Origin of the sequence: Shewanella pneumatophori, assembly GCF_023283895.1 — a bacterium.
GTDB lineage: Bacteria > Pseudomonadota > Gammaproteobacteria > Enterobacterales > Shewanellaceae > Shewanella > Shewanella pneumatophori.
Window position 1 is genome coordinate 54,396 of sequence record NZ_JAKILB010000002.1, and the last position, 17,548, is coordinate 71,943.

Below are 17,548 nucleotides of genomic sequence, written 5' to 3' on the forward strand. Positions count from 1 at the left end.
ATGGATGGTTAGCCTTGGTATTTGTGTCTGGAACACTTATGCCAAGGCCCATGGATGGTTAGCCTTGGTATTTGTGCCTGGAACACTTATATCAAGGTCAGTTGAGACCTTGATATCTAGTTGATACTCAATGCTTAGCTGTTATTGCTTGGCTTGTTGGTCGCTCGGTTACCATTACTCGCTCTATTGGGATTAGGGCGGCGTTGGCCTGAAGGCTTACCTTGAGTTGAAGCTGAGTTATTGCCTGCATTCGGTCGACGTTGGCGTCTAGGTTTACTTGGCTGCGAGTCTGCGCTTGCCTGGTGGCCACGTGCCATTTCACCGCTCCGTTGACCATCTCTGTGCTCTGTTTTAGCTGCAGCATTTTGACCGCCTTGGTTATTACCTTGGCGACGTGGGTTCGCTGACTTATTGCTAGCTCCACCAGAGTTAGCACCTTTATTAGGGCTACGTGAGCGGCCATTGCCACGACCTTGGCCACCGCCATTACGTGGACCTTTGTTTTGCCCATGAGATTTACCAGTAAGATCGGTCTCTGGCAGGTGATAAGTCGGCTCAAAACCTTCAATTACGCGGCGCTCTAAGTTCTGCTTGATCAGTAGCTCAATGTCGCGCAATAGTTTAATTTCTTCATCACCAACAAGTGATACAGCATGACCTGATGCGCCCGCACGACCAGTACGGCCAATACGATGTACATAATCCTCTGGCACGTTTGGTAGATCAAAGTTAACCACTTGTGGTAGTTGGTCGATATCAAGACCGCGTGCGGCAATGTCAGTCGCGACTAGCACACGAACAGCACCACTTTTAAAGTCAGCCAAGGCTTTGGTTCTTGCACCTTGGCTCTTGTTGCCGTGAATTGCTGCAGCAGTAATATCTTTAGCTTCAAGGTTTTTAGCAAGACGGTTTGCACCATGCTTAGTGCGGCTAAATACCAGTACTTGTTGCCAGTTATTTTGCTTAACCAGTTTAACTAGTACCGCAGCTTTTTGGCCTTTATCAACAGGGCAGATCCACTGTTGAACCGTATTGGCGGTTGCGTTACGCGGAGTCACTGAGATCTCTACTGGGTTATTCACAAGCCCTTTTGCTAACTGACGGATCTCGTCAGAGAAAGTTGCAGAGAACATTAGGTTTTGACGTTTGGCTGGCAATACCGCCAAAATCTTTTTAATGTCGTGAATAAAGCCCATATCTAGCATACGGTCAGCTTCATCAAGTACTAGTACCTCAAGCTGGCTAAAGCTCAATGCACGTTGATTGTATAGGTCAAGCAAACGACCAGGGGTTGCCACTAAAATATCAACACCGCGATTAAGCTTAGTAATTTGCGGACCAATACCGACACCACCAAAAACTACTGCTGATTTTAATGGTAAATTCTTACCATAAGTTTCTACGCTTTCACCTACTTGAGCTGCAAGTTCACGTGTTGGTGTTAATACCAAGGCGCGTACTTGTTTTGCAGATGCTTTATTGCCTTTTGAAAGAAGTTCTAACAGTGGCAAGGTAAAGCCAGCTGTTTTACCGGTGCCAGTTTGCGCAGCAGCCATAACATCTTTACCTTCTAACACGGCCGGAATAGCTTGTGCTTGGATAGGAGAAGGAGTGTCATAACCTTTATTGGCAACTGCTTTCAAAATTTGGGCTGATAGGCCCAGTGAGGCAAAACTCATAGATAGGTCTCATTTCGGCTGCGAAATAGGCGTTAAAGTACGACTGGCAGCGGTTTAAGGGGGCCTGCTGATGCTGGCGGCCGTGCAGCTTACAGGATCTGCTTAGAAAGCGCTAATTAATAAACAATCAGTTGCTAAATAAACCGCATATCCAATGGACTGTTGACTGTATTGAGTATGGCAGTTAACCAAGGTAAGCACATTGATTGGATGCAGAAGAAACAGGCCTGATTGATAATTATTACCGAGATAAATTGACTAATTTTGCAAAAACCTGTCGATTGTGTGATTTTTGGTCGATTAAAAGATGTTGTTTCAGCGCTGCACGTGTTAATCTCGCGCCCCTGAAAGTTCATCTTCCAATTTTCACCAGCAAAATTTGGGTAAATTGCTACCTATTTCGGCGGTTTGCCATGCAACAACCTATCGTTAGTTATCATAAAGATGATGAAGATCATTGGGTTGCTAATTTGTCTTGCGGTCACTCGCAGCATGTTCGTCATCGTCCCCCTTGGGAGATACGAAATTGGGTAACCAGCCAGCAAGGCAGAGACGCCATGCTGGGTTATAATCTGGACTGCAAACTGTGTGAACGAGATTTGGAAGTGGAATAAGTTGCGTAGTGATTCAGGTGATCATTGCTGAGCGATTTAGAAACAGAATTATGAACGTGAGAGTGATACTTAGGGTGTTGGTCTTGCGTATCGATTGAGCTTTGCTATAACGATATCGAGTTGGCTATTTATTAATAGCGGCCTTATGTTGATAGCCGGTTTAGCTCAAGTATTAGCATTATTGTTAGGATAAAAAGTAACATGACACAAACTAAGAAGTATGATTTTCGCGTAGTTGCTGATGGCGCAACTTGGACTGGCCAAATTACTCGTCGCCAAACTGCAAGAAAGATTGTTGTTTCTAAAGCGAAGAAAGGCTTTGCCACTGAAGCTGAAGCACAAGCTTGGGGCGAAACTGAGCTTAAATCATTCTTAGAGAACTTGATTAAGCGCAACGAGCGTAAAGCCAAGGCACGTGAAGAGCGTAACGAAGCTGCTGACGCTAAAGAGCTTGCTGCTGATGCATGGCGCAATGCACGTCCAAGCAAGTCATCAGATTTTGATGAAGATAACCTAGATTATGAGTCTGACTCAGAGGGTTAATCTCTTAAATCAAGAGAATTTGTTTTAGTAAGCGCTAAACATATTGATAAACCGCAGTGAGCCTAGCTTATTGCGGTTTTTTTATGTCTACGATTTACCATGCTGTTTGATTAGTAGGCTGCGATTTATTGATCTAGCTCAATTTTTGTGAGTCCGATAACATTTACAACATTGTTGTTTTATTCTGCGATTAATGCCTGCGATACTGCAATGATATTGAGCTGTATTCGTCTTGGGTAAGTGAAAGAGATTGAACTTACATCAGCCATTAAAGTCTTTAAAGCATGGACTTTTGCTTAAGCCGCTGCGCAGTTGCAAACTCACCCTCTTGTTGTCGTTAGTCTGGAATAACATGGATAAAACAGTAGAAAAAAAACTTACTAAATGGCTAAAGCTGCAAAAGAAAGCCTGTGGCTTTTATTTGAATTTGTCAGTTTTTTTCGGAGTGTTAACCGGGCTAAGCCTGATGTGTCAGGCATGGTTAATTGCCACGGTTTTACAAGGGATTATCATTGACGAACTACCAAAGAGTGATTTTATTAATCATTTCTGGGCGCTGTTAGCACTGACTATTGTTCGAGGTATATTGGCATTTGCCCGTGAGCGTGCCAGCTTTCAAGCTGGTGCCAAACTCAGAGTGGAGATGCGCGCCGCGGTGCTCGACAAGCTTGCACTATTAGGGCCTGCATTTATCAAAGGTAAACCCGCAGGCAGCTGGGCAAGCATAGTGCTTGAGCAGGTAGAAGATCTGCAAGACTTTTACGCTCGTTACCTACCACAAGTGGTACTTGCCGGATTCATTCCTTTAATCATTTTGGTAGCTGTTTTCCCGATTAACTGGGCCGCTGGACTCATTTTACTCGCCACTGCACCACTTATTCCTATGTTTATGATTTTGGTTGGTATGGGCGCTGCTGATGCCAATCGTAAAAACTTTAGCGCATTAGCTCGTTTAAGTGGCCATTTTATGGATAGGCTTAAAGGGTTATCGACGCTAAAACTGTTTAATCAGGGCGAGAAAGAAGCCAGAGTGATCAAAAAGGCCTCAGAAGAATTCCGTGAACGTACAATGGCTGTACTGCGCATGGCATTTTTAAGTTCAGCTGTACTGGAGTTTTTTGCGGCGGTGTCGATTGCGGTTATGGCGGTTTACTTCGGTTTTAGTTACCTACATCACCTCGACTTTGGCCATTATGGTGCACCAATTAGTTTATTCACTGGTCTTTTTGTACTGATTTTAGCCCCTGAGTTTTATCAGCCACTACGTGATATGGGCACTCACTATCACGCTAAAGCGCAGGCTATTGGCGCAGCAGAAGAGTTAATGGCACTGCTTGATCACCCTACAGAGCAGGTTGGTGGTGATAAGTTAGTTGATGGCGCGGTAACGATAGAAGCTAAGGATTTATCGGTGTACAGCCTAGATGGCAGTTTATTGCTTGGACCGATTAGTTTTCAAATCGGTGCACATGAACATGTTGCCGTTGTTGGTCCAAGTGGTGCAGGCAAAACGAGTTTACTCAATGCCTTGCTGGGATTTTTACCTTATCAAGGCCAGCTATTAATTGCCGGTACTGAGCTGAAGGACTTGTCAGCAAGTGATTGGCGTAAGCATTTAGCTTGGTTAGGTCAAGAGCCACAGTTGTTCCATGGCACGCTTAGAGACAACGTGGCGATGGGGCGACAGCTTAGTGATGAGCAGATTATGGCTTTACTAAGCAAAGCGCAGATTGTCGATTTTGTTGAACAACAAGCTCAAGGGCTGGATTACCCTATTCAAGAGCAGACTGCAGGGCTATCGGTAGGGCAAGCACAGCGTATTGCTCTGGCGCGAGCATTAGCGCAGCAAGCATCGTTATTTGTTCTTGATGAACCTACTGCAAGTTTGGACAGCTTAAGCGAGCAAGCGGTGCAAGCTACGCTGATAACAGCGATGCAAGGCAAGGCCTGCATTATGGTGACCCATAGACTCGAAAGTTTAAGCACTATGGATAACATTTTAGTTATCGATAAAGGTGCGTTGGTGCAGCAAGGCAGTTATACAGTATTGCTTGAACAAGAAGGCACATTTAAACAGATGCTCGATGAAGCAAGCAGTGTGAGTGAATTTGATATCGATGCAGATACTAATATTAATAGCGATAGCAATGATTTAGCCACTTTAGCACCAGAAGGAGATAAGTAATGAAAGCACTATTTCCTTATATTAAACGTTTTAAAAGCCAAGCTTTTATGATGTTTATTGGCCTATTTTTAAGTGTCACAACCCTGATGGCGGGGATCGGGCTGTTATCGTTATCAGGTTGGTTTTTATCGGCCACTGCAGTCGCAGGTTTAACTGTGCTGTCGGCGCAAATGTTCAATTATTTTACCCCCGCTGGTGGGGTGCGCTTTTTATCAATAGTGCGCACAGCAAGTCGCTATGGTGAACGTCTTGCGACCCATGAGGCTACTTTCAGCTTGTTAACCGATCTGCGCTGCTGGGTGTGGAATAAGTTACTGCCGTTAAGCGCTAAGAATCTTCAAGGTGTGCGCCAAGGCGATCTGCTTAATCGCTTAGTTGCCGATATTGATACTTTAGATCACCTGTATTTACGTTTGATTACCCCGCTTGCAGCATCACTGTTAATGATGATTGCACTGTACTTCTTTGTCGGTCACTTTGATATTGAACTGGCCCGCACACTATGTGCTGTACTGTTAGCGGTATGGATCTTATTGCCAACGACTTTCTATTTTCTTGGCCGTAAGCCGGGGATGGCACAACTAGAGACCAAGCGAGCACTTAGGGTACAAGTGCTGGAATATATTCAAGGTCAAGCCGAGATTACCTTGTTTGGCGCGCAGCAGGCCTATAGAACACGCTTAGAGCAAGCGCAAACCGCGATGATCAGCAGCCAAAATGCGATGAATCGAGTCACAGCATTGAGCCAAGCATGTTTGATTTTATGCCATGGTTTTGCGGTGTTGTTGATGTTGTATCTCGCAGCATCGGGTGTTGGTAGCTCAGTGCCGCCAGGGCCAAGACTTGCGATGATTGTATTTTTAACCATGGCAACCATTGAAATGATGATGCCGTTGGCGGGGGCGTTCCAACATTTATCGGCTTGCACAGCTGCAGCAACGCGGCTTAATGAAGTGGTTGAACAAGCACCTTGTGTGACTTTTGCAAATGGTGAGTGTAGCAATGTTAGCGCTGGTAATATTAGCGTTAGCAATATTGAGTTTGGTTACAGCGACAAGCAAAAGGTGCTCAATGGCTTAAACCTTGAGATTGCTACAGGGCAAAAAGTTGCGCTACTCGGGCAGACCGGTTGCGGTAAATCGAGCCTGTTATCGTTACTAACACGTGAGTGGTTACCGAATAACGGGCAAGTGCGCATCGATGGTCGCGATGCTGGCGAGTATAGCGAGCAACAATTACGTCAGTCTATGTCGGTAGTGAGTCAGCGTATTTACCTGTTTAGCGGTACGCTGCGGGACAACTTAGCCATGGCCATTACAGGCTTTACCCGAAAAGATGATGATAAGCTGATTGCTGTGCTTGAAAAAGTTGGCCTACAAAGCTTACTACAAGGTGATAAGCCGTTAGATATGTGGTTGGGTGAGGGCGGTCGTCAGTTATCTGGTGGTGAACAGCGCCGTATCGGTGTGGCTAGAGCGTTATTACGCGATGCTCCTATCTTATTGTTAGATGAGCCAACAGAGGGCTTAGATAAACGCACAGAGCGCGAGATTTTGCGTTTATTGTTTGAGTTTGCCGCTGACAAAACCATGCTAATGATTAGTCACCGTTTAACGGCAATGAATAAAATGGATAGTATCCATTTAATGGAGCAAGGTGAAATCCGCGTTAGTGGGAGCCATGCCGAATTACTGGCAAATGATGCATACTACGCAAGTTTATTTAAACGCTTAGCTTAGCCTCATTTACGTAAAAGCCCAGTCGATGACTGGGCTTTTTGTTGGGGCGTGCTTTAAATCGTAAAGCGCGATACTCGCTCGCTAAGTTCGTTAGAGGTGCTCAGCATAATCTGAGCATTGTCGCTAACTTCTTGGGTCTGCGCCGACAATTGATGCGAGGTTTCGCTAATACCTTGGGTATTACGGCTGATATCGTCAGACACTGCGCGTTGCTCTTCAGCTGCACTGGCTATTTGGGTCGCCATATCTGTGATCTCGGTAATTGAATCGGTAATACGCGCTAGGCTTTGCTTGGCTTGGTTGGCAAGTTCAACACTGCTATCGGCAATTTCCGTGCTCGATGCCATTGATGCTACTGCTTGCTGACTATTTTGCTGTAAGGTCGCAATCATATTGCGGATCTCTTCGGTAGAGTCCTGAGTGCGGTGACTCAATACTCGTACTTCATCGGCAACAACGGCAAAGCCCCGCCCTTGCTCACCAGCTCGCGCAGCTTCAATCGCAGCATTTAGCGCAAGTAAGTTAGTTTGCTCAGCAATCGCCTGAATGGTAGACAAGATCGTATTTATCTCGGTGACGTTAGCTTCAAGGGCTGACACCACTTGTGAAGCATCACCCAATTGCTCTGATAATTGTCCAATAGATTGGCTATTTTTGCTAATCACTTCATTACCTTCAATACAGGCTTGAGTTGATATTTGCGCTGCATTAGCGGTCATTTCAGCATGATTAGCCACTTCACTCGCGGTAGCTGACATTTCATGGATAGCGGTAGCAATTTGATCGACATCTTGATGTTGAGCATTAACCCCATTGCTTGCTTGAGCGGCGATATCTGATGAGTCATGGATCTGGTTGATCAACTGCTCGGCATCATTAGAGATAGCTTTGATCATCTGCTGTAAACTTTCGATGAATCGGTTCATATGGCGCTCTAGTTCACCAATTTCATCTAGTCTGTTAGCTGGAAAACGTTGTGTCAGATCGCCATTACCATTGGATAAGGTTTCAATCGCTTTGGTCAGCTGTTGCAGTGGTTTAAACATGCTATTGACGATTAATGTAGCGATAACCAAAATGATAAAAGCCAGTAAAGCGACTGCAAAGATAGATTGCATCACTTGCTCTTGGATTGCCTCATAGGCTAAAGATTTATCTTCAACTAAGCCTAGTGTCCAAGCAGTGCCTTTAAGAGGAGTTAAGCGCAGTAACTTGTCTTTACCATCTTGCCATTCAATTGTGCTGATCCCACCAGTTTGACGCAGCTGCTGGATATAAGCAGGTGTGAGCCCTTTAGCGAGTCTGCTGGCTGTTTGCTGGGTGTAGCTGCTGTCTCTAAAGCCGAGAATTTTATTATTTTCATCCAGCAAAAAAGCAAAGCCAGCATTGGCAATATTCAAATTGCTCACCTGCTCTGTGATGTAGCCAATACTTAAGTCGGCTGCTAACACACCGTTACTGCTGCCGCTAAAACGCTTAGCTAAGGTCACCACGATATCGCCAGAAATATCAACATAAGGCTCAGTAGTGATAATGCCATGGTTGCGATAAGCATCTTGATACCAAGGGCGGCTGCGACCATCAAAATCAGCTGGGATGTTGACCGATTTGTCTCCTGATACCACTAAGCCGTTATCAAAACCCATGTATAAGTTAATAAAGCCGCCAGATTCTATGCTTAACTCTAGATCGCTTTGACTGCTAACGCCTTGGGCTAAGCGGGTTTCGTTGGCATCGATAATATGATTTTTGCTGTCTAACCAGCTAGCAATGTTATTACTGACTGCATCGGCTTGCAGGGTGAAACGATCAGAAATGGCTTGCTCGGTATTGTGCTGTAACTGGTTTACAGATATCACCGCTAGGGTTGCGGTAATCGTTAAAATTACCATGAGTATGGCAAGTTGGATCTTGTTTTTTATCGTAAGGTTCATTGTATATTTTGGGTAGAGTATTTATTTTCAGTAACGACTAAAAGCCCTGCTATTGCAGGGCTTTTAGCATTGAGATGGGCTAAATTTTAAAACGTGATACGCGATCGCTCAGCTCACCCGAGGTGCGCAGCATCATCTGCGCGTTGTCGCTGACCTCTTGAGTCTGCGACGACAGCTCGTTTGAGGTATCGTTAATCGCTTGTGTATTGCGGCTGATATCTTCTGACACTGCGCGTTGCTCTTCAGCTGCGCTGGCAATTTGGGTCGCCATATCATTGATCTCAGTAATAGAGTTAGTAATGCGCTCTAAACTTTGTTTAGCTTGGTTTGCAAATTCAACACTCGATTTAGCGATATCAGTGCTTGATGCCATAGAGCTTACTGCTTGCTGGCTATTTTGCTGCAAGGTCGCAATCATGGTTCTAATTTCTTCGGTAGAGTCTTGGGTACGATGACTTAATACTCGAACCTCATCAGCTACAACGGCAAAGCCTCGACCTTGTTCACCAGCTCGGGCTGCTTCAATGGCTGCGTTCAATGCAAGCAAGTTAGTTTGCTCAGCAATTGCTTGGATAGTTGATAGAATTTGATTGATGTCAGTTGCATTCTGCTCGAGAGCGGAGACCACTGATGATGCATCACCTAGTTGCAGTGATAACTGCTCAATCGATTCACTGTTTTTGCTAATAACATCGCTACCTTCAATACATGCTTGAGTCGATACTTGCGCAGCGTTTGCGGTCATTTCAGCATGGTTTGCCACTTCACTGGCAGTCGCTGACATCTCATGAATCGCAGTTGCTATCTGATCCACATCTTGGTGCTGACCATTAACCCCTTCACTGGCTTTTGCTGCAATATCTGACGACTCATTAATTTGCTTAATCAGCTGCTCTGTATCGCTTGAAATAGCTTTAACCATCACTTGTAAGCTTTCTAAGAAACGGTTCATATGGCTTTCAAGTAGGCCAATTTCATCTTGTTTGGTCGCAGCAAAACGCTGAGTTAAATCACCATTACCTTTAGACAGGGTCTCAATGGCATCGGTTAGCTGCTGTAGTGGCTTGAACATGTGATTGACGATAAACGACGCCAACAACAGAATAAGCAACGCTAGTACAGCAACTACGGCTAATGACTGCAGCACTTGCTGCTCAATCGCTTCATAGGCGAGAGCTTTATCTTCAACAATACCTAAGGTCCATTTAGTACCTTGTAAGTTGGTTAGGCGCACTAGTTTCTCTGTGCCATCTTGCCATTCAATGGTGTTTATTTCGCCTTGATTAAGCAAGGTTTCAATATGAGCTGGGGTTAGCACTTTTGCGAGACGAGAAGCGTCCTTTTGGGCGTAACTGCTATCGCGAAACGCTAGGATTTGATTGTTTTCATCAAGCAAAAATGCAAAACCTGCATTATCAATGTTGAGGTTGTTAATTTGCTCTGTGATATAACCAATGCTTAAATCTGCTGCTAGTACGCCATTCATTACGCCGTTAAAGCGCTGGGCTAAGGTCACTACAGCTGCGCCGGTAATATCCAAGTAAGGCGGAGTGGCGATCATTTCATTGCTGTTATACGCCAACTTGTACCATGGGCGGGTACGTGGATCGTAATCTTCAGGCCAAGGCTGAGTTTTATCGCCAGAGATAATATCGCCAGTATCAAAACCGGCATAAACGTCAATAAAGCCACCGCCGTTTAGGGTTAACAATAGTTCTCTATCGCTGTCATGACCGCGACTAATTCTGTCTTCGTTAGCAATAATGATGCGGCGTTTATCTTCTAGCCAACTAAAAATATTATTACTTACGGCTTCAGCATGTAGTCTAAAACGGTCCGCAATAGCAACTTCAGTATCTTGAGTTAGTTGACGAGTCGAAATACTGGCTAGGGTAGTGCTAATCACTAAAATTATGATTAATACAGCAAGTTGGATCTTGTTCTTTATCGAAAGATTCATTGTTTTATCACTGATAAAATTAAGGTTTACTCGCTGATTAGGCCAGTAAATAGTAAATATTTAGCGTAAAGGAACGCTAGAAAAATCCGCTGCATTATAGAGCAATAGTTAAAGTTGAGTATATAGAGTGTGCAGTATATTGAGAGAGTTATCTCAAATAATAACCAACTTTATTAAATATATAGTGTATTAAGGTGTGTATTATGTTGGTTGTGGTTTGTTTGAATATTCGGTCGGAGTGTTTTAGGGTTAACTAAATATAAAAAGCCGGCTACAAAGTAACCGGCTTGAGTTATTAACCTATGGTTTATGTTGGTTACTCGTCGCTATCACCTAAAGACAATAACGTCGCGTTACCACCAATAGCGGTAATATTATTGGTGTGAGTCTTTTCGGTAATAAAGCGAGTCAAATAGTGAGGGCCACCGGCTTTAGGACCAGTACCAGATAAGCCTTGACCACCAAATGGTTGAACACCAACCACCGCACCAATTTGGTTACGATTGATATAAACGTTACCAGCACGGATCTTTGCTGCTAGCTTTAAGGCGTAAGCTTCGTTGCGGCTATGGATCCCTAAGGTCAAACCAAAGTTGGTCGAGTTAATCTCTTCAATTACCCTTTCTAGCTCAGAAGACTTATAACGGATCACATGTAAAATCGGACCGAAATGCTCCTTCTCTAATACTCTGATTGAGTCAATTTCCACAGCTGTTGGCGCAACATAGTGGCCGTTTTCAGTACCAGCAGGCAATTCGACTTGCTTGATCAACTTTCCGACTTGCTTAATATGCTCAATATGGGCATTTAGGTTAGCTGCAGCTGTCGCATCAATCACTGGGCCGACATCAGTTTTTATAAAGTGTGGATCACCAATAGTGAGCTCATCCATGGCACCTTTCATCAGATCGAGTACACGATCGGCAATATCTTCTTGCAAGAATAATACGCGCAGTGCTGAGCAGCGCTGGCCTGCACTGGTAAATGAGGATGACACGACATCATTTACCACTTGTTCAGGTTGTGACGTTGAGTCCACCACCATTGCATTCTGACCACCAGTTTCTGCGATAATCGGAATGATTGGCCCTTCACGCATAGCCAGTGTGCGGTTAATCTGTTTTGCTGTGGCGGTAGAGCCGGTAAAGCATACGCCTGCAATACGCTCATCTGAGGTAATTGCTGCGCCAACAGTAGCACCAGTGCCCGGTAGGAACTGTAATACCTCCTTCGGGATCCCTGCTTCATGGGCAAGCTGTGTGGCGCGGTAACCAACGATTGAAGTTTGCTCGGCAGGTTTAGCGATAACCGTGTTACCCACTGCTAGCGCGGCTGTCACTTGACCTAAGAAGATTGCCAGTGGGAAGTTCCAAGGGCTAATACAAATAAAGATCCCGCGACCTTCAAGGAATAGCTGATTACGCTCACCTGTTGGTCCAGGTAGCAGTGTTGGCTTTTCCATCATCTTTCTAGCATTGACTGCGTAGTAACGGCAAAAATCAACGGCTTCGCGGACTTCATCAATACCGTCTTGAATGCTCTTACCTGCTTCGCGGGTACAAAGTGCAATCAGTTCTTCGCGGTGTTCTTCTAACAAATCAGCCAGTTTAAATAGTGCGTTAGTGCGCACTTCTACTGGGGTATTACACCAAGCTGGGAAAGCGGCCTGAGCACTAGCAAACGCCAACTCAACGGCTTGTTCATCAGCGAAAGCGATATTGCCAACAAAGCGGTCGGTATCAAATGGGCTAACAACTTCTCTAGTTTCACCGGTTAGTGTTGTACCGTTAACCAAAGGACCTGCATTCCAAGTGACATCTTTATACTTATCTAGCTCGGCAAAAAACGGCGTCGACTCAGAAAGGATATTCATGTTGATCCCTTTAGAGTTTTTACGCTCAGGACCAAATATATCCTCTGGCAATACAATTTTCGTGTTAGCTAAGGTTTTGTAATCTTTAAGGGTTCTTAAAGGATGAACCACTAACGACTCAATTGGTGTATTTAGATCGACTAACTTGTGAACAAACGAAGTGTTAGCGCCGTTTTCAAGTAAACGTCTAACCAAGTAAGGAAGTAGGTCTTTATGGGCACCAACAGGGGCGTAGATACGGACTTTTTTAACGCCGCTCTCTGCTAGCAGCGTGTCATAAAGTTCTTCACCCATGCCATGTAGACGCTGGAATTCATAATCTCGATCGCCTGCAATATCTGTGATGCTGGCAATAGTTTGCGCGTTGTGGCTGGCAAACTGCGGATAGATAGCGCCTTTTGTGGCATCAGATAGTAAGTATCTTGCACAAGCAAGGTAAGAAACGTCGGTACCCGCTTTACGAGTATAAAGTGGGTAGCCAGCTTCACCGTTTTCCTGCGACCACTTTAGCTCGCTATCCCAGTACGCGCCTTTTACTAGGCGTACAGGTATTTCATCACCTTGATCTTTTGATAAGCGCGTTAGCCAACATAGAACGGGTAATGCACGCTTTGAGTATGCTTGAACTACAATGCCTAACAGACCCCAGCCTTTTGCTGCATCTGAGTTATATAGTTTTTGGAAGAGTTTTAGTGATAGTTCTAATCTATCCATCTCTTCAGCATCGATTGAAACGCCAACATTTAGGCTGCGAGCTTGCTGAACCAGACGGGTTAAGCTGTCATATAGCTCGGTCAGGGTTCTATCTTCATTGGCCACTTCATAGCGTGGATGTAAAGCTGAAAGCTTAATTGAGATAGTTGGGCGCGGCGCATTACTGGTATCGTAATTTTGGCTACCTAAGGCTGCAATCGCATTCGAGTATTCATCAAAGTATTTCTGGGCATCTTTTTTAGTGAGCGCAGCTTCGCCTAACATGTCATAGCTGTGGGTATAACCCATCTTACGCTTATCGACACTGTTTTTAAGCGCTTCTTTTACGGTGCGCCCAAGTACAAATTGCTTACCCATGATCTTCATGGCAGCTAACATCGACTTTCTTACAACTGGCTCACCGACCTTGTTGACCAAGCGATTAAGCAGACTACTTGGCTTGCCATCAATATCATGATCAAGTTTAACCACTTTACCGGTTAACATCAGTCCCCAAGTTGAAGCGTTCACCAAAATAGAGTTGCTCTTCTTGATGTGTTCATCCCACTTGGCACCCGACAGTTTATCTTCGATAAGTGCATCGGCAGTATCAGAATCTGGAATACGTAATAGGGCTTCAGCTAGGCACATTAAAATAATGCCTTCGTTGGTTTCCAAACTATATTGCTGCAGGAAAGCGTCGACACCGACCATTAGGCCTTTTTTGTCATATTGACGGACTTTATTAACTAGCTCATGTGCACGGTTAGTCACACGATTGAGCTCTTCATTGCTCGAAGGAACCAACTTGATCAAATCTGATAAATATTGCTCTTCATCGACAATATAGTTATCGCTGATCGCTTGGAACAGTTCGTTGAGATCGGCTGAGTCATAACGCCCAGTTAGTACTTCACTCGCTTTGAACATATTAATCACTTCCATCTAGGCCATATGGGCAAAATTGCTTGAATAATTGTGTCGATTGGCCTTGACTGTTTTTCTTTTGTATACAATCTAAGGCGTTCTCGCGGCGATTATACATACAAAATGTGACGGGGGACACCTTTGTGACATCCGATGTGATTAACGTTTGATTTTTGTTGGGTGAAAAGTGCGCTAGCCCAGTTGTGTAAAGGGTTGCGCTAATGTTAACGAAAATGCTGAACGATTGAATTTTGCGGTTTTTATCAGTGGTTTTACTAATATTTAGCTGTGGTCGAGCTGGATTGATATTTTCTACGGCGTTTAATACGAGCAAAAGGGCGCTTTGAATTAAGATTCGTTAGTAACGACTTGTTGTTAGTTTGTTTCGCTGCTTAATTAGCGGCAATAAAAAAGCCCATGTTAACAACACAGGCTTTCATTTTCAGACTATTTAGCCAATTATTCTGGCAGTCACTCTATGGGGTTACCAGCGATTTTTAGGCTTACGCTGTGGCTTTGGTAGGTACACTAAAATAATACCTAGAAGTAAACCGCCAGCCGCAATAAAACCACCTTGTTTCCACATTTCAAAGCGTTCATTCTTTTGCATGTTTGCCAGTGTTGCTTTGGCGTTGTCACGCTCTAAGCTAGCGCTTGAAAGTGCTTTTTCTGCTGCTGCCAATTGAGACTTCACTTGGCTTAGCTCTTCAGCATTGTTGTCGCTAGTATTTAGTGCTGTTTCAAGTTTAGCTTTAGTTTGCTCAAGCTCAGCTTGAATTGCTGGTAGCTGAACACGCAAGCTAGTCGACTTGCTGAGCATTTTTGATTGGATCCAGCCTTCACGACCTTTGTGATCAACAATCTTGCTGTAATCGCCTTGAGTTTCTTCAAGAGAAGTCACTTGTTGCCCAGCTTCAATACTACCCAATATGCGGAATTGAGTTCCCGGTCCACCATGAAGGTAGATATAAACATCATCAGAGATGTAGCGCGTTTGGTTTGCAGCAAGTAAAGAAGGGGAAAGCAACATCATTCCCACAATAACTAGAATTCTTAACACTAATCTATTCTCTTCTACGAAATTTAGCCCACATGCTAGGGATTTCAGGGGGCTAATGCAAGTAGCAAAAAGGGGGATAAAACGCAAAAGGGAAGTTTGATACAAAAAATATCAAACTTCCCTCATCATCACGCTGTACCAGAGGTACTCATCGTGCTTAGGTGTTAGTTAAAGATACCTTTAATCATGAAGAAGAACATGATTGAAAGACCAGCACCAGCTGGAAGGGTAACAACCCAAGAAACAACGATATTACGTACAACACCAATGTTAATTGCTGCAATACCACGCGCCATACCAACACCTAATACCGCACCAACAAGCGTTTGTGTAGTCGAGATAGGTAGACCAGTACCAGAAGCAATAACAACAGTTGATGCAGCTGCAAGCTCAGCAGCAAAACCACGGCTTGGCGTTAAGTGAGTAATGTTCTTACCAATAGTCTGCATTACGCGCTGACCAAAGATAGCTAGACCCATAACAATACCGATAGCACCAAGAGGTAGAATCCACCAAACAAGTGCTGCAGTGCTATTGATTTGACCACCGCTTTCAACAACAGAAACAACTGCTGCTAGAGGGCCAATCGCGTTAGCTACGTCGTTAGAACCGTGAGCAAATGCCATACAACATGCAGTTACAACCATCAAGATAGCAAATACTTTCTCAACGTTACCGAACTGAGTTTGACGGTCTGCACTAGTGTCCATTTTAAGACGCTTAATCGCAATCATACCGCCAAAACCAACAGTAACGGCAATCAATGTTGCTAAGCCATACGCCTCAGCTGTGCTGAAGTGTAGACCAACGTGCTTAAGACCTTTAGTGATTGTCACTAGTGACATCATAAAGCCAGCAAGAGCCATATAGAAAGGCACATAACGCTTAGCGTTTTCTAATGGGTTATCTGTGTTGAAGATAAGCTTTTGCACACTTTGGAATATCATAAAGGCGATAAAGCCAGATATTGCAGGTGTTACAATCCAAGAGCCTACGATACCACCAACTTTACCCCATGCAACTGCATCGGTACCAACACCCACTGCCGCGAAACCAACGATAGCGCCAACAATAGAGTGAGTTGTAGATACAGGCCAGCCTAGTGCTGACGCAACGATCAACCAAATACCAGCAGCAAGTAACGCAGAGATCATGCCGTAAACTAGTAGTTCTGGTGAATCAATAAAGTAAGCTGAGTCGATAATGCCTTTACGAATAGTACTGGTAACTTCACCACCAGCAAGATACGCACCTGCGAACTCAAAGATCATAGCGATAATAATCGCTTGCTTAATTGTAATAGCATTTGAACCTACAGAGGTTCCCATAGCATTAGCAACGTCGTTTGCGCCAATACCCCATGCCATTAAAAATCCAAATACAGCCGCAATACCAATAAGCCATGGGCCGTTGGTGACTAATACATCAACCATTTTGTTACCTTGATAATCTTTTGATTAGACGCGAGCTAACATTAGCTCTAAGCGAGAACCGACTCGTTCAGCAAGATCTGCCAAGTCACCAACCCACTCAATTATCTTGTAGAGGAACATGACATCTACCGGATTGAGTTCCGATTCGATAGCGTAAAGCTGTCTACGGATCTTAATCTGTAAATCATCGGTATCTTCTTCGATAGAATCGAGTTCACCGATCATTTTTGCCACAAGATCCACTTCACGGCCTCTAAAACCTGTTTCTAACAGATCATCAAGTTCGTTAATTGCTTCTTTTGACAACGAAACTGCATCGATACAGCGTTGCAAGTAAGCGATAAATGGTTCTTGAATAGCTTGAGGTAGCTCAAGTTGTCGGCCAATAACACGGCCTGAAATGTCTTTTGCTTTGTTAGCAATCTTATCTTGCTGGGTAAGTAGCTCCAGTAAGTCAGTACGCTCAACAGGCATAAACAAGCCACCTGGCAGAGTTAAACGGATCTCACGCTTTAGTGAGTCAGCTTCTTGCTCTGTAAGGCTAATTTGCTTACGTAATTGAACGGCTTTGTCCCAGTCTCCTGCGACAGTAGCTTCAAAAAATGGGACAAGTAATGACGCACAGTCGTATACTTTGTCGATATGCTCTTGAAGAGGCTTAATTGGCGATTTTGCAAACACGCCTAAAATAGAGTTTACTGGCATTGCCGTGTACCTATTTTGGTTATTCCACTATTGGAAAAAGCGGGCGCATGTTAACTCAAGCGGCCGCGTATTAAAACTGTGTTTTACGATTTAAATTGACAGTTTTTTATTCTAGCTAGTTATATCCTAACTGCAAAGCGGATCCTACGGGGATATTATTGCAGAAATATTACAGTATGTAACTTTGATGACAGATTGATTAA

At 44.2% G+C, this 17,548-nt stretch carries 11 protein-coding genes; 4 read left to right on the forward strand and 7 right to left on the reverse strand.

Going from position 1 to position 17,548, the window contains the following annotated elements; genetic code table 11:
• Positions 1 to 134: 134 nt before the first annotated feature.
• Positions 135 to 1,679: a DEAD/DEAH box helicase gene (locus tag L2740_RS03280; protein WP_248948656.1), complete on the reverse strand. Its 1,545-nt coding sequence runs from the start codon at positions 1,677 to 1,679 to the stop codon at positions 135 to 137.
• 206 nt (positions 1,680 to 1,885) lie between these two features.
• Here L2740_RS03280 and L2740_RS21500 point away from each other — a divergent pair, with 206 nt between their 5' ends.
• From L2740_RS21500 to cydC, 4 genes are all read left to right on the forward strand, one after another.
• A complete protein-coding gene (locus L2740_RS21500) occupies positions 1,886 to 2,293 on the forward strand; it encodes a DUF3565 domain-containing protein (RefSeq protein WP_420833502.1) in 408 nt (135 codons plus the stop codon).
• Positions 2,294 to 2,494: 201 nt separating this feature from the next.
• Positions 2,495 to 2,836: a DUF3622 domain-containing protein gene (locus L2740_RS03290; RefSeq protein WP_248472557.1), complete on the forward strand. Its 342-nt coding sequence runs from the start codon at positions 2,495 to 2,497 to the stop codon at positions 2,834 to 2,836.
• Between the two features lie 352 nt (positions 2,837 to 3,188).
• Positions 3,189 to 5,021 (forward strand): heme ABC transporter permease/ATP-binding protein CydD, encoded by a 1,833-nt coding sequence (gene cydD, locus L2740_RS03295; RefSeq protein WP_248948657.1) that lies wholly within the window; start codon positions 3,189 to 3,191, stop codon positions 5,019 to 5,021.
• Complete coding sequence (cydC, locus tag L2740_RS03300) at positions 5,021 to 6,760, forward strand: heme ABC transporter ATP-binding protein/permease CydC (protein ID WP_248948658.1); 1,740 nt, start codon at positions 5,021 to 5,023, stop codon at positions 6,758 to 6,760. Before cydD ends, cydC begins: the two co-directional genes overlap by 1 nt.
• A 53-nt stretch (positions 6,761 to 6,813) precedes the next feature.
• Here the strand turns inward: cydC and L2740_RS03305 are convergent, their stop codons facing one another.
• The 6 genes from L2740_RS03305 to L2740_RS03330 all read right to left on the reverse strand — a co-directional run bounded on the left by L2740_RS03305 (position 6,814) and on the right by L2740_RS03330 (position 17,345).
• Entirely contained in the window at positions 6,814 to 8,694 is a 1,881-nt protein-coding gene (locus L2740_RS03305) for a methyl-accepting chemotaxis protein (RefSeq protein WP_248948659.1), read from the reverse strand.
• Positions 8,695 to 8,773: 79 nt separating this feature from the next.
• Positions 8,774 to 10,654 carry a methyl-accepting chemotaxis protein gene (locus L2740_RS03310; RefSeq protein WP_248948660.1) on the reverse strand — a complete coding sequence of 627 codons (1,881 nt, stop codon included), beginning with the start codon at positions 10,652 to 10,654 and terminating at the stop codon, positions 8,774 to 8,776.
• 316 nt (positions 10,655 to 10,970) lie between these two features.
• Entirely contained in the window at positions 10,971 to 14,165 is a 3,195-nt protein-coding gene (putA, locus tag L2740_RS03315; RefSeq protein ID WP_248948661.1) for a bifunctional proline dehydrogenase/L-glutamate gamma-semialdehyde dehydrogenase PutA, read from the reverse strand.
• Between the two features lie 466 nt (positions 14,166 to 14,631).
• Positions 14,632 to 15,207: a TIGR04211 family SH3 domain-containing protein gene (locus tag L2740_RS03320; RefSeq protein WP_248948662.1), complete on the reverse strand. Its 576-nt coding sequence runs from the start codon at positions 15,205 to 15,207 to the stop codon at positions 14,632 to 14,634.
• Between the two features lie 164 nt (positions 15,208 to 15,371).
• The gene (locus L2740_RS03325) at positions 15,372 to 16,640 is read right to left on the reverse strand and encodes an inorganic phosphate transporter (RefSeq protein ID WP_248948663.1); all 1,269 of its coding nucleotides are present in this window, start codon (positions 16,638 to 16,640) and stop codon (positions 15,372 to 15,374) included.
• A 24-nt stretch (positions 16,641 to 16,664) separates the two neighbouring features.
• Complete coding sequence (locus tag L2740_RS03330; protein ID WP_248469604.1) at positions 16,665 to 17,345, reverse strand: TIGR00153 family protein; 681 nt, start codon at positions 17,343 to 17,345, stop codon at positions 16,665 to 16,667.
• Positions 17,346 to 17,548: the final 203 nt, after the last annotated feature.